A 20491-nucleotide genomic window follows, 5' to 3' on the forward strand; every position below is an offset into this window, starting at 1 on the left:
CGGTGGCCGCGTCGGGCGCCAGCGTGGAGGTGGTTTCGAGCTGGAAGCTGGACAGCTCGAGTACGTAGACGTCGGGGACCGGCGTGGGGCGGGTGCTGACCACGGCCGCCGTGCGCGGCGCGGGTGGCGGTATCGGCCGCGTGGGCGCCTGCAGCATCATGGTCTTCTCGAAGTCGTCGTTGCTGTCGGCATCCCGCCAGAACTTGAGCTGGTACTTGCCCACCACCACTTCGTCGCCATCGTCCAGCAACTGCCGCTGCACCGGCTTACCGTTGACCAGCGTACCGTTGGTGCTGCCCAGGTCTTCGATGAAGACATCGCGCCCCACACGGTTGAACATGGCGTGCTCTCCGGACACCGCCAGGTTCTCGATCTGGATATCGTTGCTGGGGCGGCGGCCGACCGTGGTCCGGTCGCGGACCAGCCGCACCTCCTTGATTACGTTGCCATCCAGGCAAAGCAGCACTCTTGCCATCATCTCCCCCGGCCTTGGCGGCCCATTTTTTATATTCTGCTTTTGCCGCCGCCCAACAGCGACGACACCTTCTGCCACAGCGTCCCGCGCGCCGGGAACGGCCGCTTGACCTCGATCAGCAGCACGGACACGTTATCGCGGCCACCGGCCGCATTCGCACACTCCACCAGGCGTGCCACCGCCAGCGACGGATGACCGCCCAGATCGCTCAGCACCTCGGCGATCTCCTCGTCTTCCAGCATGTCGTTCAGGCCATCCGAGCACAACAGGTAGAGGTCGCCCGGCTGCACCGCGTAACCATGCAGTTCCGCCTCGACCGAAAGGTCGATCCCCACCGCGCGGGTCACCAGATTCTTGTGGTGCGACAGCCGCGCCTCCTGTGGCGTGATCAGGCCACTGTCGATCTGTTCCTGAAGGAAGGAGTGGTCGCGGGTGAGCTGGACCAACACATCATCGCGCAAGCGATAGCACCGCGAATCGCCCACGTGTGCCACCATCACCCGGTTGTCGAAGAACAGCGTGGCGACCAGCGTGGTGCCCATGCCGGCGCATTGCGGCTGCGCCTGCGCGGTGCCGTGGATGGCGCTGTTGGCCTGGAATACCGCTTCCTCCAGCACCGTGCGCGCGTGCGGCACGCCACGACGGTCCAGCGCGGCGGCGGCGCGGGTCGCCAGCCCTTCGCGCACGGTATGCGCCATCATCTCGATGGCGATGCCGCTGGCCACTTCGCCCGCGTTGTAGCCGCCCATGCCGTCGGCCAGCACGGCGTAGCCCAGGGCCGGGTCGTAGCCCAGCGCGTCTTCGTTATGGTCGCGGATCAATCCGGGATCGCTCACCCCTTCCATCCTCAGCGACCGGCTCAGGTCAACCATGCGCAGCCCTCTCCTTCAACCCGGCTTCCAGCTTCGCGCATGCCGCGGCGAAATGGGCGCCGCTCTGGAATCGGGCTTCGATATCTTTTTGCAAAGCCTTCATGACAATTGCGGCCAGCATACCGGGTATGCGCGGGTTGAGCATGCGTGGATCGGTGGGTGCGTCGTTGGCGATGCGGTACATCAGTTCCGCCATCGATTCGCCATTGAACGGCAGATGGCCGGTGCAGAGCTGATACAGCATCACACCCAGCGAGAACAGATCGGAGCGACCGTCGATCTTCTTGCCGGAAAGCTGCTCCGGCGACATGTAGGACGGCGTGCCCAGCACCATGCCGGTACGGGTGCGGCTGGCGTCGGTGATGCGCGCGATGCCGAAGTCGGTCACCTTGACCTGACCGCTTTCGCGCTCGTACATCACGTTGGCCGGCTTGATGTCGCGATGGACCACCGCCGCCTTGTGTGCGTAGTCCAGTGCCTCGGCCACCCGGCGCACGATGCCCACCGCCTCGGGCAGCGGCAGCAACTGGCCGGGCTGGGTGCAGGACGTCAGGTCGGCGCCCTTGAGGAACTCCATGGCGATGAACGCCAGATCGTGTTCTTCGCCGGCATCGTAGATGGTGACGATGCTGGGATGGTTCAGCCGCCCCGCCGTCTCCGCCTCGCGGAAGAAGCGCTGACGCGCCTCTTCCAGCATGTCCGATTCGAACTCCTGGCTCAGCGCCATGGTCTTGATCGCCACCACGCGGCCGATCTTGGGATCGCGCCCCTGGTAGACCACACCCATCGCGCCCTTGCCCAATTCCTTTTCCACGCGGTAGCGACCGAGCATGGGCTTTTCCACATCGCCCCCGGCCAGCAGCAGCGTACCGCCCTTGTCGCCACGGCCCAGCATCACCGTCTCGGCCATCTGCTTCGCCCGCTTCAGCTTGTCCTTCAGATCGCGATAGTTGCGGTTGTGGCGCGCCATGTGGCGGTAGACATTCTCGGCCTTGTTGAACTGGCGCTTGCGCTCGAAATCGAGCGCCAGGTTGTAGAGCGGCTCCATCAGATCGTCGGACAGCGGCACGCGGCGGAACTTGTCGAACGCCATGTCCAGTTGCCCCTGCCCCTGGAACGCCAGACCCAGCATGCGGTTGGATTCGGCCGACTCCGCCGCGCTCTTCTGCCCCTGCTCTTCGGTCAGCAGGTAGCGTTTGGTGGTCAGCACCGCGTGCCCCACCAGCAGCAGGGCGGCAGGCAACACCAGCGGCACCCACAACATGCCCTGGATCATCAACGCGAACTGCGCCAGCAGCAGCACGGCCAGCGCGCCCACGGTGATGGCCGCGCCGGGCCCGGCGCCCAGGCGCGGCAGCGCGGCGATCAGGTACAGCACCACCAGCGCCAGCGCGCCCCACTTGAGCCACCCCGCCCACGGAGGGCTGGTGTAGTAGTCCTGTTGCAGCAGCGCCGACAACCCGTTGGCGGCGACCAGCACCGACGGCGTGCCGGCCGATGCCGGGGTCACGTACAGCGCCCCCACGCCCAGCGCGGTGGCGCCGATCAGCACGGTCTTGCCCCGGTATTTCTCGGCGGAAATCTTGCCGGCGTAGACGTCGTAGAACGAATCCACCGGGAAGGCAGCATCGCCATCGCGGCTATAGAAGTACGGCAGGAAGGTAGCATCGGCATCGATCGGCAACCGCACATTGCCCAGCGTGATCGAGCGCCCCAGGTCGAGCGCGATGCGGTCGGTGCCGATATTGAGCGTGCGCGCCGCCACTGCCAAGGGCCAGGTCGGATAGATAGCGTCGAAGTAGCGCACCGCCAGCGGTACCCGGCGCACCACGCCATCGTCGTCCGGCACCAGCAGCTCACCGGCCGCCAGCGCAGCGGCGGCGCCGATCTGCGGAATGGGCGGCGTGGCGGCGTTCACCGGCAGCGGCCAGCCATGCGCCGGATCGCCACCCGGCTCCAGCTCGGTACGCGCGACAAAATCGGGCAACGGCTTATCCGGCTCGCCCTGCCCTTCGCCCAGGCTGAACTGCATCGGCAGTACCAGATTGCCAGCGTTGTGCATGCTGCGCGCGAGCTGGCTGTCCACGTCCAGCGCGCCCAGCGCGTGCTTCACCTGTTCGCCGAATCCCAGTGGATAGGCTTCGGGGTTTTGCCGGTAACGTTGCTCGAACTGCTTGAGATAGGGCAAACCGCGATCCTGCTGCGGTTCGGTGAAGAAGACGGTGGAGGCGATCACCTTCGCGCCGCCCGCCGCCAGCTTGTCGATCAAACGCGCGTGAACCTCACGCGACCATGGCCAGCGGCCGATGTTGTCCAGGCTCTGCTGGTCGATGGCAATCACCGCGATACGAGGATCGGGCGAACGCTCGGTCAGACGTACGCCGGCATCGTAGGTGCGGGCTTCCAGCCAGCCCGACCAAGGCGTTGCCCACGCCAGCAACAAGTAAGCAAGAACCACGGCCAGCGCGACCAGGTTGTCGCGGCGCCACCATGTACGGCTCATCCCAAAACCCTGCCAGTGCCTAATTTTTGGCAATCGTACTCCCGAAGGCAGTGCCAACGTTTGTTTGAATCAGTCAACCCGGGGTAATTGTGACGAAAACCGCATACTGACAGCGAGAGGGTGGCCTCAGGGGATGTCCGCGTAGCCCAAGCGACGCTGGATGATGCTCGTCTTATGTGCCAGCCGGCGATCGCCCCGGTGGGCGTCGTAGTAGCGCGGGTTGGTCACCATGGCCGCCAGACGGGCGGCTTCATAGCTGGATAGACGGACCGCGCTCTTGCCGTAGTAATGGCGCGATGCCGCTTCGGCACCGAACACGCCATCACCCCACTCGATGGAGTTGAGGTAGATCTCGAAGATACGCCGCTTGTCCAGCACGGCTTCCAGCATCACGGTGATCAGTGCTTCCTCGATCTTGCGCCACGGCGTACGACGCCCGGACAGGAACAGGTTCTTCGCCAGTTGCTGGCTGATGGTCGAGCCACCGGCGACGATGCGGCCTTTCTTCAGGTTCTTTTCCCAGGCGGTCTGGATACCCTCCCAGTCGAAGCCGTCGTGCTCCAGAAACTTGGCATCCTCGCTGGCAACCAGCGCACGCTTGAGGTTGTTGGAAATCCGGTCGTACGGCACCCAGCGATGGCGTAATTCAGCTTCGGGGTTGTCCTCGCGCAGCCGTTCGAGTTGCTGGTCCATGAAGGCCGTTTCGGACGGGTTGAACCAGCGCCAGGCCAGCACGTGGCCGAAGATCCACAGATTCCACAGCACGAACAGGCCCAGCAGGGTCAACAGCCCGCGTTTCACCCACCAGCCAAACGTCTTGGTGCTCTTGCTCACGTTATCGCCATCGTCTTGAAATCGCGGCGATTATGCGACGGTTATGCAATGGGCGTAAGCAGCGGGGCGTGACGGTGCGTTACAGCGCGCCACGCATCATCGCCAGCACCGGCGCCACGTCCGGCTGACGGCCCGTCCACAGCGCAAATGCCTCGGCGGCCTGCCCGACCAGCATGCCCAGGCCATCGATGCGCCGTGCCACCCCCGCTGCCCGGGCATGGGCCAGGAACGCGGTTTCTTCCTTGCCGTACATCATGTCGTAGGCCAGTGCGCTGGGCGCGAACACGCCGTCGGGCAGCGGAATGGCCGCGCCGCCCAGGCTGGCCGAGGTGGCATTGATCACTACGTCGAAGGCGCCTTCGACCGCCGCAAAGGCGCACGCCGACAGCGGTACCGCCAGGCGTGGGGCGAACTCCGCCACCAGCGCATGCGCCTTGTCCACGCTGCGGTTGGCCAGCACGATTTCCGCCGGCAGCACCTCGGACAGCGGCAACAGCACGCCCCGCGCCGCGCCGCCCGCACCCAGCAGCAGCACGCGCTGCCCCGCCAGCGGACCATGACGCAGCAGATCGGCCACCAGCCCGGCACCATCGGTGTTGTCGCCCAGCAGCGAACCGTCGGTGCGTACCTGCAAGGTATTCACCGCGCCCGCCGCCGCCGCCCGCGGCGTCAGCGTATCGGCCAGCCGGAACGCTTCTTCCTTGAACGGCACCGTGACGTTGCATCCTCCACCGCCCTCGGCCATCAGGGTGCGCACCGTCTGCGCAAAGGCATCCAGCGGCGCCAGCAGCCGCTCATAGCTGAAATCATCCAACCCGAACTGCGCCGCGAACGCGGCGTGGATCTGCGGGGATTTGCTGTGGGCAATGGGGTTGCCGATGACGAAATAGCGCATGAATGGAATCGAAGTCGTTGAACAGGTGGATGGAAACGTGGCTCAGCCCTGGACCCAGGGCAGGCCGGCTGCGCGCCAGCCGTTGACGCTGTTGCGATGCTGGGCCGGGTCCTTGTCGCCCTCGAACCCTTCGAGAATGTTGTAGGACTCGCTGTAGCCGTGGCAGGCCGCCAGCACCGCCGCATCGTGACTGCGCGCGCCGGAACGGCAGAGAAACAGTACTACGTCCTGCGGATCGACCTTGTGCTTCAACTGCGTGAGGAAATCGGGGTTGAGCGACATCTCGGGAAAACGCTTCCACTCGATCAGTTCCGCACCGGGCACCACGCCGACAAACTGCCATTCGGCGGCGGTGCGCACGTCGACGATGCAGACCCCCGCCAGGGTTTGCGCCAGCGTATGCGCTTCGGTGGGGGTGACCGCGCCGGAATAGGGCAAGCCCAGGTCCGCCGCCCGTTCGCGTGCGCGTTGCAGGATAAGTGTGGCTTCACTCATTGATTGGGCTCCTTGAAAGCGACGCGATTTCGACCAGTCATTCTAACGCGTGCCCCGCCCTTCATCTCAACGCACCAATATGGTGCAAATAGCCCTGGGGTTGCACCCTTTGCGCGCACATCCAAAACGCCGCGGGAGCAACAATCGTTTGTGGCACAATGGTGCGTCCCGCATTCAGCGGCTGGCACGAATTCTGCTTACCATTGGTCCATCCCGCGCCGGCCCGGCGTTCCGGGTCAGATAAAATCATCAATCCTTTTCAGCAAGGAGTTTCAAGATGTCGGCAGCCGACGTTCTCAAGTTGATTCAGGAAAACGACATCAAGTTCGTGGACCTGCGTTTCACCGACACCATTGGCAAGGAACAGCACGTGACCGTGCCGTCTCACGTGGTGGACGAGGAATGGTTCACCAACGGCCACGCCTTCGATGGCTCCTCGATCACCGGCTGGAAGGGTATTCAGGCGTCCGACATGCTGCTGATGCCGGACCCCTCCACCGCCAACATCGACCCGTTCTTCGACGAACCCACCGTCTTCCTGACCTGCGACGTGATCGAGCCGGATACCGGCAAGGGCTATGACCGCGATCCGCGTTCCATCGCCAAGCGCGCCGAAGCCTATCTGAAGGCATCCGGCCTGGGCGATACCGCCTACTTCGGTCCGGAACCCGAATTCTTCATCTTCGACGGCGTGCGCTGGAACGTGGACATGTCCGGCTGCTTCCTGAAGATCGATTCGGATGAAGGCGCCTGGGCCACCTCGAGCGATACCGAAGGCGGCAACATGGGCCACCGTCCGCGCGTCAAGGGCGGCTACTTCCCGGTTCCCCCGGTCGACAGCCACCAGGACATCCGCGCCACCATGGTGCTGGTACTGGAAGAGCTGGGCGTGCCGGTCGAAGTGTTCCACCACGAAGTGGCGAACGCCGGCCAGAACGAAATCGGCACCAAGTTCAGCACGCTGACCCAGCGCGCCGACTGGACCCAGATCCTGAAGTACGTGGTGCACAACGTGGCGCACCAGTACGGCAAGACCGCCACCTTCATGCCCAAGCCCATCGTCGGCGACAACGGTTCCGGCATGCACGTGCACCAGTCCGTGTGGAAGGATGGCAAGAACCTGTTCGCGGGCAACGGCTATGCCGGCCTGTCCGAATTCGCCATCTACTACATCGGCGGCATCATCAAGCACGCCAAGGCGCTGAACGCCATCACCAACCCGGGCACCAACTCGTACAAGCGCCTCGTGCCGCACTACGAAGCCCCGGTGAAGCTGGCCTACTCCGCCCGTAACCGTTCCGCCTCGATCCGCATCCCGCATGTGGCCTCCGACAAGGGCCGCCGCATCGAAGCGCGCTTCCCGGATCCGTTGGCCAACCCGTACCTGGCCTTCTCCGCACTGCTGATGGCCGGTCTGGATGGCGTGCAGAACAAGATCCACCCGGGCGATCCGGCCGACAAGAACCTGTACGACCTGCCGCCGGAAGAAGACAAGCTGATCCCGACCGTCTGCGCGTCGCTGGAAGAAGCGCTGGATTCCCTGGATGCGGACCGCGAGTTCCTGACCCGTGGCGGTGTGTTCACCAACGAATGGATCGACGCTTATCTCGAACTGAAGATGAACGAAGTCAATCGCATCCGCATGACCACGCACCCGGTCGAATTCGACATGTACTACAGCCTGTAATCGGGCAGTAGCGACAGCCCCAGCCGGCACAGGCCAGGGTTCGCCGATCAAAAACCCCGCGAGTCCGCTCGCGGGGTTTTTGTTTGTCCAATGTCCCGATGCGACGAACCGGGCCCCACCGGGCGAGAACGAACCACGCTTGGCTCCTGGATCGACGATTGCGCTTATCCCCGCCCTGCCCGGTTTGCTCAAACGCAGGAATCAGTGGCTTTTTTTACCGTCCCATCGAATCGCCCCCATCGCGCCGGAATCGATTCACTACACTTGGAGCCAACCCTTCCCGCGCACATCGATGACGACCGCAGTCGCCCACCCCTCGCCCGCACGCCTGACCGTTGCGTTGCTGCTGGCCTTCGCCCTGACCGCCGCGCTCAGCGCCTGGCCAGGCCGGCTCGCGCCGGGCATGCCGCCGGTATTCTGGTTGCCCGCCGGCATCGGTCTCGCCACGCTGCTGTTGATGGGTCGCCTTGGCGTGCTGCTGTGCTTCATCGGCAACCTGCTGGTCGGCTGGGCGCACTACCGCATCGCACCCGATGGGAACCAGGCCTGGCTGTTGCCGATGCTGGCCATCCTGGACACCGGCCAGGCCTGGCTGGCCGCATCGCAGTGGCGCCAGCGCGAGCTACAGGGGCATCGCCCCTTGCTGCAACGCCCGCGTGAACTGATCTTCTTCTGGGGGCGCGTCTGCGCGCTGCCGGCCCTGATGGGCATCCTGCCCGCCCTGCTGACCCTGACGACCAGTGGTATACCGCTGCCCGCCATGGACGAAACGGCGCTGACGACCCTGGAATACGTCACCGGCAACATCCTCGGCATGCTGCTGATCGCACCGTGCCTGGTGATCTGGCGTGACCGCAGGCGCTGGTCGATACGCCGCCGTGTCGAGCACTGGTGGTGGCCGCCGCAACTGGCGCTGGTGGTGGTGATCGTCCTTCTGGTCATGAATGGCTCGGCCCTGGTGCTGCTGTTGCCCGTACTGCTGGGCACCACCATTTACTACCGCCTGCCCGGCGTCACCCTGTCGCTACTGCTGATCTCGGTGTCGCTGACCGTGGTCACCGCCAGCGGTGGCGGGCCCTACGATCACGCGACGCAGCACGCCAACTTCCTCGACCTTCACCTGTTCCTGTTTTCCGTCACGCTTACCCTGCAATACATGGCGTTCGGCCAGGAACAGTTGCTCGAATACCAGCGCGAGCTGAAACACGACGTGGCACTGCGGACCCGTGAGCTGCGCAAGGCCAACGCGCGGCTGGCGGAAATGGCCACCACCGACGAGCTGACCGGCGTGGCCAACCGGCGCGAGTGGCAACGTCACAGCGCCGAAGCCATGATGCTGTCGCGCCGCACCGACGAGCCCCTGAGCGTGCTGATGCTCGACCTCGACCACTTCAAATCGGTCAACGATACCTACGGCCACCTCATCGGCGATCTGGTACTGCGCGCGGTATGCCGCGCCTGCGAAGGCGCGCTGCGCGCCACCGATCATTTCGGTCGCTGGGGCGGCGAGGAATTCGTCGTGCTGCTACCGAACACAGGCGATATCGAGGCCGCGCAGGTTGCCGAAAAACTGCGCTACGCCGCCGCGGCCACCTGGGTGGATCACAACGAACGCCGGGTGCAGGTAACGATCAGCGTCGGCGTGACCACGCTGCGCCCCAACGATGCCACGCTGGACGATCTGATCAAGCGGGCCGACGACGCGCTGTACTCCGCCAAGCGCGCCGGGCGCAACCGTGTGATGGTGGCGCCCTCCGTAATGCCGGGTGGCGACAGCTAGGGCGTGTCGGCGCAGCGCGGCGGTTTGCCAGTGGCTGACAGGGTACAATCCCGCTATCCGCCTTTTCCGCACGCATCATGACCATCCGCGCCGTCGTCTTCGATTTCGGCGGGGTCCTCTTCGACTGGAACCCCGAGCACCTCTACCGCAAGCTGATCCCCGAGGCAGGCGAACGCGCCCGGTTCCTGTGCGACATCTGCACCCCCGACTGGAATCTGCAACAGGATGCGGGGCGCTCCATCGCCGACGCCAATGCCGAGCTGCTGGCGCGCCACCCGGAGCACGAAGCGCTGATACACGCGTTCTACGAGCGCTGGCCGGAAATGCTGGCCGGTACGCTAGCCCCGGGTGTGGCGTTGATGGAACGGCTGGAAGCAGCCGGTGTGCCACTCTACGGGTTGACCAACTGGTCGGCCGAAACCTTCCCCTACGCCTGGGCGCACTATCCGCTGCTGCATCGTTTCCGGCATATCGTGGTCTCCGGTCGCGAACGGCTGATCAAGCCGGACCCGGCGATCTACCATTTGCTGTTCGCGCGCATTGCTGCCGATCTGCCCGACCTGCAAGCCGGTGAACTGGCATTCATCGACGACAGCCAGAAGAATGCGGACGCCGCCACCGCGCTGGGCTGGCACGGCATCCATCATCGCGACGCCGCGCAAACCGCCGCGCAGCTCGCGCAACTGGGCCTGGTGTTCTGATGGCGACGGACAAACCGCGCATCGTGATCCATTACTGCACGCAGTGCCACTGGTTGCTGCGCGCCGCATGGCTGGCGCAGGAACTGCTCTCCACCTTTGCCGACGAAGTGGGCGAAGTGGCGCTGGCTCCGGGGCGGGGCGGCATCTTCGAAATCCATTGCGACGGCGTGTTGGTATGGGATCGCAAGCGGGATGAAGGTTTTCCACAGGCCGCGGAGCTGAAGCAGAAAATCCGCGACCTGATTGCGCCGGATCGGCCGCTGGGGCATAGCGATCGTCGAAATGCCGAAACGGACTCCCACGCCAGGCCCAGCGGAAGCACCTCCCCGCAGCAGGGGCAGGAAGAATAGCAGTAACGCAGCAGAGCCCCCGGCGTGCCAGGGGCTGGATCTGAATCATCCATCGCGACGGGTTGCCGCTTCATAACGGGCGATCCGGGGATCGCTGTGGTAAGGTAGCCGCCATGAAAACGTGTTCCACCCTGCTCGGATTGTCGCTCGCAGTCTGCGTCGCGGCACCGCTCGCCCACGCCGATATCTACAAATATGTGGATGAGGAAGGCCGGGTTACGTTTTCCAATATTCCGATCAAGGGTGCGCAACGCATCTACGTCGATTCGATCTCGGTCATTCCCGCCCCCAAGCCCCGCGCCAAGGCAGGCGGCGGCACCGTCAGCCCGCGCGTCAGCGCACCGTCGCCGGGCAACTTCCCCAAGGTGGATTCGGCCACCCAGAAAGCGCGCGATACCAACCGCCGCCTGATCCTGCAGGAAGAACTCGCCGCCGAACAGCGCGCGCTGGACGAAGCACGCCAGGCGCTGGCCGATGCCGAAGGCACGCGCAGCGCCGAGGAAAAGCAGAACCCGCAGAAGTACGTGCAGCGTCTGTCACGCCTGCGCGAAGCCGCCGTGGTGCATGAGAAGAACGTCACCGCATTGACGTCCGAACTCGGCCGCCTCCAGTAACTCCCGCCAGTCACCTCCGCCCCGCCCGCCCCGAGCGGCAGCACTTGGCATGCCCGTGGCGAGCATGCCGGTGGCGATGGCCGTCCAGCTATCGCACCAACTTCAACCAGTGAACGCACTACAATGGTGCATACCTGTCACATAGCGGTACGCAGCGCGAGGTTTTCCGTGCATCCGACGCTGGCCCGCTAATTGCTAGTCAGGCTGGAGCGCAACATCGTGGTCCCTGCCATGCCCTACACCGTCTTCAGCGGCCTCGACTTTCTGGACGCAGCCATCCTGGCCTTCGCCGAGGATGGGGCGCTGGTTTACCACAACCCCGCCGCAGCCGACCTGCTGGGGGTGCGCGAAGACCAGACGGGGTTGCCGATGGAAGCCTGCCTCGGCCCGGAAAGCCCGATCGCCCAGGCCGTGCGCAATGCCTGCCGCGACAATATCTCGATCACCGAGCACGAAATCCCGCTGTACACCCTGCATGGCGAGGTCTACGTCTCGATCACCGCCGGCCCCATCGAAACCGAAGGCGCAGCCGCGCTGGTGGAAGTACGGCAGATCGACCAGCAACGCCGCATCGCCAACGAGGAGCGGCTCCAGGCACAGCAGCAGGCCAACCGGGAGCTGATCCGCAACCTGGCGCACGAGATCAAGAACCCCCTGGGCGGGATACGCGGCGCGGCGCAATTGCTGGCGCACGAGTTGCACGACCCGCAGATGCGCGAATACACCCAGGTCATCATCGAGGAGTCGCAACGCCTGCAAAGCCTGCTCGACCGCTTGCTGACACCGCACCGCCTGCCTCAGCTCTCCGAAATCAATGTGCACGAAGTGTTGGAGCGCGTACGCAGCCTGATGCTGGCGGAAACACCCAACGGGCTGGCAGTGAAGCGCGACTACGACACCAGCGTGCCCGCGTTGATCGGCGACCGTGAACAACTGATCCAGGCCGTGCTCAATATCGTAAGGAACGCGGTCCAGGCGATGGCGGGTGTGGGCGAGATCCTGCTGCGCACACGCATCGCGCGACAGGTGACGCTCAATCGCAAGCGTTTTCCGCTCGCCATCATGGTGCAGATCATCGACAACGGGCCGGGCATTCCCGAAACGCTGCGCGACACGCTGTTCTATCCGCTGGTTTCCGGCCGCCCCGGTGGCACCGGCATCGGGCTGCATCTGGCGCATACCTTTGTCACGCAGCACCACGGCACGGTCGATTTCGAAAGCCGGCCGGGCCACACCTGCTTCACCCTGCACCTGCCGCTCAACGGCTGGCCAGCCCCTTCGCACACAAAGGACCAAGCATGAGTACCGTCTGGGTCATCGACGACGACCGTTCCATCCGCTGGGTGTTCGAAAAAGCGCTGCTGCGCGAAGGCATCGCCCACCTGACCTTTGCTTCGGCCACCGAGGCGATGGCGCGCATGGCGCGCGAAGTGCCGCAGGCCGTGGTCTGCGATATCCGCATGCCCGGCGAATCCGGCCTGACCTTCCTGGATATCGTGAAGCGCGACCACCCCGGTCTGCCGGTGATCATCATGACCGCGCATTCGGACCTGGAAAGCGCCGTCTCCGCCTTCCAGGGCGGAGCGTTCGAATACCTGCCCAAGCCGTTCGACGTGGATGCCGCCGTGGCGCTGATCCAGCGGGCGCTGGCCGAAGGCGCGCGCCAGAGCGGTCATGAGGACGCGCCGGTCTCCACGCCCGATATCCTGGGCCAGGCACCGGCGATGCAGGATGTCTTTCGCGCCATCGGCCGGCTCAGCCAATCGGCCGCCACGGTACTGATCACGGGCGAATCCGGCTCGGGCAAGGAGCTGGTCGCCCGTGCGCTGCACCGCCACAGCCCGCGCTCCGCCAAGCCTTTCGTCGCGATCAACACCGCCGCCATTCCCAAGGAGCTGCTGGAATCGGAGCTGTTCGGCCACGAGCGCGGCTCGTTCACCGGCGCGGATGCGCGGCGCCAGGGGCGCTTCGAGCAGGCCGAGGGCGGCACGCTGTTCCTCGACGAAATCGGCGACATGCCCGCCGATCTACAGACCCGTTTGCTGCGCGTGCTGTCCGATGGCTTTTACTATCGCGTCGGCGGCCATGCGCCGATCAAGGCCAATGTGCGTGTCATCGCCGCCACGCACCAGAACCTGGAAGAGCGCGTGAAGGCCGGTGGCTTTCGCGAAGACCTGTTCCATCGCTTGAACGTGATCCGCCTGCGGCTGCCGGCATTGCGCGAGCGTCGCCAGGATATCCCGCTGCTGGCGCGGCACTTCCTCGGCAAGTCGGCGGCAGAGCTGGGGGTGGAATCAAAGCGCCTGTCCGAAGAGGCAATGGCACGCCTGACCGCCTTTCCCTTCCCCGGTAACGTGCGGCAACTGGAAAACCTGTGTCACTGGATCACGGTGATGGCACCGGGCGCCATTGTCGAAGCCGACGACCTGCCACCGGAGATCAGCGAGCAGGCGAACGGCGTGAATGGCGCCTTCCTGGCGAACGGCGACTGGAAGCTGGCGCTGGCCGAGGATATCGGTGGGCGGCTGGCGCGCGGCGAATCGCGCGTGCTGGACGAGATCATGCCTGCGTTCGAACGCGCGGTGATCGAGCGGGCGCTGGCGCATACCGGCGGCAAGCGCATCGAGGCGGCAGAGTTGCTCGGCTGGGGCCGTAACACGCTCACGCGCAAGATTCAGGAACTGGGGATGGACAGCGACGTATGAGAACCCCATTGCAATAAGGCCGCTTGAAGCGGCCTTTTTTGTGCCCGCGCACCGATGGCATGAAGCTCAGTCGATCTCGAAGATCTTGCCGAAGTTGGCGATATCCAGCACCGAGCGCACCGTGCCGGTGGCATGGCGCAACACGATGCGATGGCCTTCGGCACGCTCGTTCAACAACAACAGCATGCCCAATGCGGCGGAATCCAGGTAGCCGACCTCGGCGAAGTCGATCTCGACGGTTTCGATCTGCGGTGCGGCCAGCGCGGCAGCCGTGGCCTCCTTGAACTGGCGGTGCCCTTCGAAAGTGAAATGCCCCTGGATGGCAATGCGGGCGACGGGGGGCGTCAATATCAGTTTGGCTTGCATGGGTTCTCCTGATTGAGCGGATCGGCACGCACGGGGCTTGCCCCCAACGACCACGACCAAAGCGCATCCGTTAGCTGGAATGGTAGACAGCGCCAGCGGCAACGCCGTGAAAACCTGGGATGGCCGGCGAATGGCCGCCCGCCCCGGGTCGTTCAGGCGGCCTTGTCGGTGCCCTCCCCCTGCTCCGCGGCCGCTGCGGCGGCCTGTGCGGCGGCGGCTCCGGGCGCATCGACCCCGTAGCGACGCTGCGTGCGCCGATAGGCGTCGATCAGTTGCCGCGTCTTGCCATTGGCCGGGTCCAGTCGCTTGGCGCGCGCCAGATACTGTTCGGCGAGCAGCATGTACTGCGGATTCCACCCGTCGCGATTGATCAGCGAGAGGATGGTATGCACCGCATTGAGCAGCACCTGCACGTTGCCTGGCAGCGATTCCAGCGCACCGACGAAGCGCTGGGCGGCGCCCGCCAGATCTCCGGCCTGTACCGCGCGGACGGCTTCGTTGTTCAGTTCCAGAATATCCTGCGTCGCGGCGGCAATTAGGCTGCTGCCGGTTTCCGGCTCGCCCAGCGCCTGATAAAGCCCCTCGACGCGCGCCAGCAACTCGGTATCGTCATGGCTGCTGCGCAATGCCTTGCGCACAAAGGCTTCGCCCTGATCACGCTGGCGCCGGGCATAGCAGGCGTGCGCGGCTTCCAGCAGCACCCCGGCCGGCACATCGTCCAGGGTTTCCAGTTGCTCGCAAGCCTCCTTGAGCTTCTGGCGCGCCTTGTCGCGCTCCAGCTTGCTGTCGCCACCCATCTGTTCGGTGACGGCGGCGTCCACCAGTTGCAGCAGGACATCGGCGGCGGCATCACCACGGAAGTCGTGCTTGAGGCGGGTGCTGGTGCGGCGCGCGGCGCCGATATCGCCCCGCTCCAACTGCACGCGGGCCAACTCGCCATACGTGGCCGGATCACGCCAGAACGAGCCGCGCGACAACTCGATGGCCTGCGCCAGGCCGGCCTCGGCTGCGGCCAGATCGCCGTTGCGATGCGCCAATCCCCCCAGCGCGCGCTGACGCTGCGCCACCAGCGGCGAACGCCTGGCGGCGTCTTGCAGGACCTCCTGCGCGGTCTTGGGATCGCCCTGCGCCACCATGGTGCGCGCCAGCCAGTCGTAGGCCTCGATCACCAGTTCGTTTTCCTGCTTGACGCGCTCGAAGCACTGCTGCGCCTCGTCGTACTGCTGAAGGGAGAACTGCGCACGACCCAGGCCCAGCAAAGCCCACGGCGCGTCACGCTCGGCCAGCAGTTCGCGATAAAGATCGCGCGCAGCGGAGTGTTCGCCCACCTGCGCCAGCAATCGGCCTTTCATGCGGCGGAATTCGATCGCATCCGGCGCTTCGGCGGCCAGCACTTCGTCGCAGGCGGACACCGCCGCGAGATAGTCGCCGACGCGCACGGCATCGTCGATGACACGGAATCGCCCCTTGCGACGCAAGGCACGTTCGATACGGGAGATCAGCTCGCCGCCGGAAAAGGGCTTGAGCAGGTAGTCGTCAGGGGCCAGTTCGGCGGCGCTCATCACCTGCGCCAGTCGGCGCTCGCCGGTGATCACCATGAAAATGGTCGAGGGCTTCAGCAACTGATGGCGCTGGCTGGTCTCGAACAGGTTCACGCCGTCGAACCCCTGGCCCAGGTCGTACTCGCACAGCACGATGTCGTAGCTGGACTGGTTGAGCCGCGCCAGCGCATCGCTGACGCGCGCGACGTAATCGACATTGGCGATGCCGCAGGCGGCCAGGCCCCGGCCCAGCGCGGCACGCATCTCGCTGGCACGGTCGATCACCAGGGCGCGTCCGCCGGAAAGCGAGGGAAAGCGTTGCTGTTCAGCCATTCGCGGTGTCCCGGGTCGAGGTCGAACGGATATCTGCATTATTGGACGATATTGTTGGTATTCGCGTGATTCACAAGCGGAATCGCGCTTCGATACGGCGGCGAAGGTCGAACAATGGCTGATCTCGCAGCGTTTGATCCAGCCAGTGCGTCAAATCCAGCGCAGCCCATCGAGTCTAGAGCCGGCACAACAGATGTCTATCACGGAATTCCTAAAAAGCCTCGGCGACGCCCCGCCGCCTTCCGCTCAGGCTTCGCCCGTCACCGGCTGCAATTTGGCATAGGCCACGGCCAGCCACTTCAATCCATGGTCGCGAAAGTTGACCTGCACGTTGCCGGTGGCACCGCCTTCGTGGTCGGTGACCACGCCGATGCCGAACTTGGGGTGCTGCACACTCATGCCCAGCTTCAGGCCATGCCCCGGATCGGCGGTCCTGGCCGCACTGGGTGCCGCAAACGTCTGCGGCGCATAGCCCCGGTTCAGGAACTTGAGCAAAGGCGCGGGAATTTCGTCGAGAAAACGACTGGCGACCGAGTAACGGGTCTGGCCATGCAACATGCGACTTTGCGCCAGCGAGAGATACAACCGCCGCCGCGCCCGGGTGATCGCCACATACATCAGCCGGCGTTCCTCCTCCAGACCCTTGGGGTCGGCCAGGCTGTTCTCGTGCGGGAACAGGCCTTCTTCCAGGCCGGTGAGGAACACGCTGTGGAACTCCAGCCCCTTGGCGGCGTGCACCGTCATCATCTGCACCGCCGTCTCGCCGGGGCGCGCTTCGTGCTCGCCGCCTTCCAGGCTGGCGTTGGCCAGGAAAGCGATCAGGTCGTTTTCGTCCTCGGTGACAAAGCCGGCGGCGGCATTGACGAGTTCGTCCAAGTTGGCCAGCCGCTCCTCACCTTCCTTGTCGTTGCGGTAGTGCTCGCGCAGGCCGGACAGGTCGAGCATCACGCTCACCAGTTCCGGCAACGGCAGGCCGGTCGTCTGCTGGCGCAGGTTTTCCATCAGTTGTACGAAACGCCCCACCGCTGCCGCGCTACGCCCCGCGCCGCCCGAGCAGGCAGCCAGCCACAAGCTGGTGCCGGTCACGCGAGCGGTTTCGATCACGGTTTCGATGGTGCGATTGCCGATGCCCCGCGTGGGAAAGTTGATGATGCGCAGCAGCGCGTTGTCGTCGTCCTGGTTGGCCATCAGCCGCAGATAGGCCAGCGCGTGCTTGACCTCCTGGCGCTCGTAGAAACGCAGGCCGCCATAGACGCGGTAGGGCAGGCCAGCCTGGACCAGCGCGTGTTCGATCAGGCGCGATTGCGCATTGGAGCGATACAGAATCGCCACGTCGCCAGGCTCGATGCCATCACGCTTCAACTGGCCGATCTCGTCCACCAGGAAATCAGCTTCCTCGTAATCACTGCTGGCCTCGAATACCCGGATCGGCTCGCCGCCGCTTTCCTCGGTCCAGAGCTGCTTGCCCAGCCGTTCGCGGTTGTTGGCGATGACGGCGTTGGCCGCATCCAGGATATTGCCGTGGGAGCGGTAATTCTGCTCCAGGCGGATTACATGACGTACGGCGTAATCATGCTGGAAATCCTGCATATTGCCGACGTTGGCCCCGCGGAAGGCATAAATGGATTGATCATCGTCCCCCACGGCAAAAAGCGCGGATTGGGGACCGGTCAACAATTTCAGCCAAGCGTATTGCAGGCGGTTGGTATCCTGGAATTCATCGACCAACACATGCTTGAAACGCTGTTGGTAATGGGTGCGCAGGGCTTCGTTGCGCAGCAGCAATTCATAGCTGGCCAGCAGCAGCTCGGCGAAATCCACCACGCCTTCGCGACGGCATTGCGCTTCGTATTCCGTATAAATCTGTTTCAGGTGGCGGGAATAATCGTCCCAGCTTTCCACATCCGCCGCGCGCCGGCCGTTTTCCTTATGTCCGTTGATGTATTGCTGCACCGTGCGTGGTGGGTAGCGCTCTTCGTCCACGTTCAACGTCTTGAGCACGCGCTTGATCGCGGCCAGTTGATCCTGGCTGTCCAGGATGGCGAAGGTTGGTGGCAGCCCGGCATCGCGATGATGCAATCGCAGCATGCGATTGCACAGGCCATGGAAGGTGCCCACCCACAGGCCGCGTGGATTGAGCGGCATCATTGCCGTGATGCGCGCCAGCATCTCCTTGGCGGCCTTGTTGGTGAAGGTGACCGCCAGCAGGCCCGCCGGGCTGATGCGCCCGGTGGACAGCAACCAGGCGATGCGCGTGGTCAGCACGCGTGTCTTGCCGCTGCCGGCGCCAGCCAGGATCAAGGCGTGTTCGTCGGGCAGCTCGACGGCGGCCGCCTGCTGGGGATTGAGAAATTGCGTAAGCGGATGGGACATGGGACCGCGGGAGGAATCGTTCGAATAGAACGATTGTACAAAAAAGAAGGGGTAGCCGTGCGGCTACCCCTTGCGACTGCGGAGATGCTTACTACTTAGATGCGCAGGTCGTCGATCGACTTGCCGGCAGCAATCCAGTCCAGTGCCCATTGCGGCTTGCGGCCACGGCCGGACCAGGTTTGGTTGGCATCATTCGGGTTACGGAATTGCGCCTTGGAAGTGGACGGTGCGGCGGCTTTCTTGCCGGCTTTCTTGTCGAAGCCCAGCACTTCATTCAGCGAGAAACCCTTGGCGGCGGCCAGGTTTTGCAGTTCGTTCAGCAGATCCTGCTTATCGGTTTCCTTGCGACGCACAATTTCGCGGTCCAGGTCTTTTTGCAGTTGGTACAGTTGCGGCAGCGTGAGCGCGGACAAATCCATTTGTTTCTCCTGATGATCTATACGTCGGTGCGGATTTTGGGGGTGCTTATGCGCCGCATTATGCCCCCCGTTTCATTCGAATACAAGGCGGTGATATTTTGTATTAATACCTCATTATGTACGCTTTGCAAGCCTGCATTAAAAAACCCGGCATTCATGCCGGGTTTTCGATTGCAGTGGCACAACCACATGGAACGCTAATGCATCCATTGGTTCACTTCATTCACATCGCCTTCATCGAGCTGCCCTACCGCATAGGCCAGTTGTAAACGCGAGTACAGGTATTGATATCGCGCCACCACCAGGTCATATCGGGTCTGATAATAGTTTTGCTCGGCATCGAGCACATCCACCGTGGTACGCACGCCAACTTCACGCCCCAGTTTGGTCGATTCCAGCGAGGAAAGGCTGGAACGCTGCGCCTGTTCCAGCGCCTCGATCTGCGCGGCACCGCTTTGTACGCCGAGGAAGGCCTGCTTCGCCTGCTGCACGCTGTTGCGCTTGGCGGCTTCCAGGCTGGAGCCTTCCTTATCCCGATTGGCGATGGCTTCGCGATAGCGCGAGCTGCGATCGCCACCGGTATAGAGGGGGATCGACAGTTGCAGGCCGATCAACCCACTATCGCTGCGATCCCTGCCACCAGAGCGCGACAACTCGTCCGAATCCCAACTGCTGCCGTATTTGGCGACCAGATCCAGCGTGGGCGCGGTGCTGGCGCGATAGCGGTCGATTTCCCGCGCGCTGATGTCCACGTTCAATTGCTGTGCGAGCACGGACATGTTTTCGACCTGGGCGCGCTGTGTCCATTCGTCCATGACGGGCGGCTGCGGGCGCGTGGGCTTTTTGCCTTCGGCGATCTTGGCCAATTGCGTGGCATCCAGCCCGGTCAGCATCTGGAATGCGTTGCGCTTGATTTCCAGATCGTTGAGCGCGGCGATTTCGCTGGCGGTGATCGCGTCATAACGGGCCTGGGCTTCGTTGGTATCGGTAATCGTGGCCACGCCCACTTCGAACGACTTTCTGGCCTGAGCCAATTGTTGCGACACCGCTTCCTTTTGCGATGCGGACAATTGCACCCGTTCCTCAGCGGCCAGCACTTCGAAATAAGCCAGCGCCACGCGCAGGATCAATTGCTGTTCGGCATCGCGAAACTGCACTTCGGCCAGATCGGTCTGCTTGCTCAGTTGGTCGGCACCGACGAATACGTCGGCGCGGTAGATCGGCTGCGCGGCGGAAACACCCACGTTGTATTGATCGCCATTGGCGCTGGTTTCCGGCGCGGTCAGCGTATCGCGGCCCGGGTGGTACTTCTGGCTGGCGGCATTGGCGCCGGCATCGAGCGTGATCTTGGGCAACCACAGCGCGCGGCCCTGGTTGACCTTCTCGCGCCCCGCATCCAGCGCATAACGCGCGGCCTGATAGTTGGCGTCGTATTGCTGCGAGGCACGCCAGCTATCGAGCAGGTCGGCCGCCGCCGCAACCTGGGAGAGCACGGCCAGGCTGGTGGCGATCATGGTTCGTTTCATCTAGTTAAGCCCCTTGGTTTTC

General features: G+C 64.1%; 18 protein-coding genes. 7 read left to right on the forward strand and 11 right to left on the reverse strand.

What is annotated here, in order from left to right; genetic code table 11:
* The 6 genes from FAZ21_RS20905 to FAZ21_RS13275 all read right to left on the reverse strand — a co-directional run.
* Positions 1–475: FHA domain-containing protein (locus FAZ21_RS20905; protein ID WP_136773921.1), on the reverse strand; the 475-nt coding region annotated here is incomplete at its 3' end.
* A gap of 29 nt (positions 476–504) precedes the next feature.
* Positions 505–1347: a Stp1/IreP family PP2C-type Ser/Thr phosphatase gene (locus FAZ21_RS13255; protein ID WP_211243459.1), complete on the reverse strand. Its 843-nt coding sequence runs from the start codon at positions 1345–1347 to the stop codon at positions 505–507.
* Positions 1340–3850: a CHASE2 domain-containing serine/threonine-protein kinase gene (locus FAZ21_RS13260; protein ID WP_136773922.1), complete on the reverse strand. Its 2511-nt coding sequence runs from the start codon at positions 3848–3850 to the stop codon at positions 1340–1342. Before FAZ21_RS13260 ends, FAZ21_RS13255 begins: the two co-directional genes overlap by 8 nt.
* A gap of 126 nt (positions 3851–3976) precedes the next feature.
* Positions 3977–4684: a monofunctional biosynthetic peptidoglycan transglycosylase gene (mtgA, locus tag FAZ21_RS13265; protein ID WP_246038640.1), complete on the reverse strand. Its 708-nt coding sequence runs from the start codon at positions 4682–4684 to the stop codon at positions 3977–3979.
* Positions 4685–4763: 79 nt separating this feature from the next.
* The gene (gene aroE, locus FAZ21_RS13270; RefSeq protein ID WP_136773923.1) at positions 4764–5579 is read right to left on the reverse strand and encodes a shikimate dehydrogenase; all 816 of its coding nucleotides are present in this window, start codon (positions 5577–5579) and stop codon (positions 4764–4766) included.
* A 42-nt stretch (positions 5580–5621) separates the two neighbouring features.
* Complete coding sequence (locus FAZ21_RS13275) at positions 5622–6074, reverse strand: rhodanese-like domain-containing protein (RefSeq protein ID WP_136773924.1); 453 nt, start codon at positions 6072–6074, stop codon at positions 5622–5624.
* Between the two features lie 277 nt (positions 6075–6351).
* Between FAZ21_RS13275 and glnA the strand changes: the two genes are divergently transcribed.
* The 7 genes from glnA to ntrC all read left to right on the forward strand — a co-directional run bounded on the left by glnA (position 6352) and on the right by ntrC (position 13911).
* Positions 6352–7761, forward strand: a complete 1410-nt coding sequence (glnA, locus tag FAZ21_RS13280; protein ID WP_136773925.1) for a glutamate--ammonia ligase — start codon at positions 6352–6354, stop codon at positions 7759–7761.
* 292 nt (positions 7762–8053) lie between these two features.
* Entirely contained in the window at positions 8054–9541 is a 1488-nt protein-coding gene (locus tag FAZ21_RS13285; protein WP_136773926.1) for a sensor domain-containing diguanylate cyclase, read from the forward strand.
* A 77-nt stretch (positions 9542–9618) separates the two neighbouring features.
* Positions 9619–10242, forward strand: coding sequence for an HAD family hydrolase (locus tag FAZ21_RS13290; protein WP_136773927.1), 624 nt, complete (start codon positions 9619–9621; stop codon positions 10240–10242).
* Positions 10242–10592: an Rdx family protein gene (locus FAZ21_RS13295; protein WP_136773928.1), complete on the forward strand. Its 351-nt coding sequence runs from the start codon at positions 10242–10244 to the stop codon at positions 10590–10592. Before FAZ21_RS13290 ends, FAZ21_RS13295 begins: the two co-directional genes overlap by 1 nt.
* Positions 10593–10705: 113 nt before the next feature.
* On the forward strand, positions 10706–11206 hold the full coding sequence (locus FAZ21_RS13300) for a DUF4124 domain-containing protein (protein WP_136773929.1): 501 nt from the start codon (positions 10706–10708) through the stop codon (positions 11204–11206).
* 231 nt (positions 11207–11437) lie between these two features.
* The gene (gene glnL, locus FAZ21_RS13305; protein WP_136773930.1) at positions 11438–12508 is read left to right on the forward strand and encodes a nitrogen regulation protein NR(II); all 1071 of its coding nucleotides are present in this window, start codon (positions 11438–11440) and stop codon (positions 12506–12508) included.
* Positions 12505–13911, forward strand: a complete 1407-nt coding sequence (gene ntrC / locus FAZ21_RS13310) for a nitrogen regulation protein NR(I) (RefSeq protein ID WP_136773931.1) — start codon at positions 12505–12507, stop codon at positions 13909–13911. Before glnL ends, ntrC begins: the two co-directional genes overlap by 4 nt.
* Positions 13912–13977: 66 nt before the next feature.
* On the opposite strand, the gene FAZ21_RS13315 is transcribed toward ntrC, so the two are convergent.
* The 5 genes from FAZ21_RS13315 to FAZ21_RS13335 all read right to left on the reverse strand — a co-directional run bounded on the left by FAZ21_RS13315 (position 13978) and on the right by FAZ21_RS13335 (position 20469).
* Positions 13978–14277 (reverse strand): STAS domain-containing protein, encoded by a 300-nt coding sequence (locus FAZ21_RS13315; protein ID WP_136773932.1) that lies wholly within the window; start codon positions 14275–14277, stop codon positions 13978–13980.
* Between the two features lie 152 nt (positions 14278–14429).
* A complete protein-coding gene (locus tag FAZ21_RS13320; protein ID WP_169307391.1) occupies positions 14430–16151 on the reverse strand; it encodes a tetratricopeptide repeat protein in 1722 nt (573 codons plus the stop codon).
* 246 nt (positions 16152–16397) lie between these two features.
* Entirely contained in the window at positions 16398–18524 is a 2127-nt protein-coding gene (locus FAZ21_RS13325) for a UvrD-helicase domain-containing protein (protein WP_136773934.1), read from the reverse strand.
* A 95-nt stretch (positions 18525–18619) separates the two neighbouring features.
* Positions 18620–18943: an H-NS histone family protein gene (locus tag FAZ21_RS13330; protein WP_136773935.1), complete on the reverse strand. Its 324-nt coding sequence runs from the start codon at positions 18941–18943 to the stop codon at positions 18620–18622.
* A gap of 197 nt (positions 18944–19140) precedes the next feature.
* Complete coding sequence (locus FAZ21_RS13335) at positions 19141–20469, reverse strand: TolC family outer membrane protein (protein ID WP_136773936.1); 1329 nt, start codon at positions 20467–20469, stop codon at positions 19141–19143.
* Positions 20470–20491 lie beyond the last annotated feature (22 nt).

The sequence above is a fragment of the Chitiniphilus eburneus genome, from assembly GCF_005048205.1.
Classification (GTDB): domain Bacteria; phylum Pseudomonadota; class Gammaproteobacteria; order Burkholderiales; family Chitinibacteraceae; genus Chitiniphilus; species Chitiniphilus eburneus.

What these genes read in the sequence shown, in the direction of transcription:
- FAZ21_RS13255 (WP_211243459.1), bottom strand. Translation starts at nt 1,347, where the DNA reads ATGGTTGACCTGAGCCGGTCGCTGAGGATGGAAGGGGTGAGCGATCCC.
- FAZ21_RS13260 (WP_136773922.1), bottom strand. Translation starts at nt 3,850, where the DNA reads ATGAGCCGTACATGGTGGCGCCGCGACAACCTGGTCGCGCTGGCCGTG.
- aroE (WP_136773923.1), bottom strand. Translation starts at nt 5,579, where the DNA reads ATGCGCTATTTCGTCATCGGCAACCCCATTGCCCACAGCAAATCCCCG.
- FAZ21_RS13275 (WP_136773924.1), bottom strand. Translation starts at nt 6,074, where the DNA reads ATGAGTGAAGCCACACTTATCCTGCAACGCGCACGCGAACGGGCGGCG.
- glnA (WP_136773925.1), top strand. Translation starts at nt 6,352, where the DNA reads ATGTCGGCAGCCGACGTTCTCAAGTTGATTCAGGAAAACGACATCAAG.
- FAZ21_RS13285 (WP_136773926.1), top strand. Translation starts at nt 8,054, where the DNA reads ATGACGACCGCAGTCGCCCACCCCTCGCCCGCACGCCTGACCGTTGCG.
- FAZ21_RS13290 (WP_136773927.1), top strand. Translation starts at nt 9,619, where the DNA reads ATGACCATCCGCGCCGTCGTCTTCGATTTCGGCGGGGTCCTCTTCGAC.
- FAZ21_RS13295 (WP_136773928.1), top strand. Translation starts at nt 10,242, where the DNA reads ATGGCGACGGACAAACCGCGCATCGTGATCCATTACTGCACGCAGTGC.
- FAZ21_RS13300 (WP_136773929.1), top strand. Translation starts at nt 10,706, where the DNA reads ATGAAAACGTGTTCCACCCTGCTCGGATTGTCGCTCGCAGTCTGCGTC.
- glnL (WP_136773930.1), top strand. Translation starts at nt 11,438, where the DNA reads ATGCCCTACACCGTCTTCAGCGGCCTCGACTTTCTGGACGCAGCCATC.
- ntrC (WP_136773931.1), top strand. Translation starts at nt 12,505, where the DNA reads ATGAGTACCGTCTGGGTCATCGACGACGACCGTTCCATCCGCTGGGTG.
- FAZ21_RS13315 (WP_136773932.1), bottom strand. Translation starts at nt 14,277, where the DNA reads ATGCAAGCCAAACTGATATTGACGCCCCCCGTCGCCCGCATTGCCATC.
- FAZ21_RS13320 (WP_169307391.1), bottom strand. Translation starts at nt 16,151, where the DNA reads ATGGCTGAACAGCAACGCTTTCCCTCGCTTTCCGGCGGACGCGCCCTG.
- FAZ21_RS13325 (WP_136773934.1), bottom strand. Translation starts at nt 18,524, where the DNA reads ATGTCCCATCCGCTTACGCAATTTCTCAATCCCCAGCAGGCGGCCGCC.
- FAZ21_RS13330 (WP_136773935.1), bottom strand. Translation starts at nt 18,943, where the DNA reads ATGGATTTGTCCGCGCTCACGCTGCCGCAACTGTACCAACTGCAAAAA.
- FAZ21_RS13335 (WP_136773936.1), bottom strand. Translation starts at nt 20,469, where the DNA reads ATGAAACGAACCATGATCGCCACCAGCCTGGCCGTGCTCTCCCAGGTT.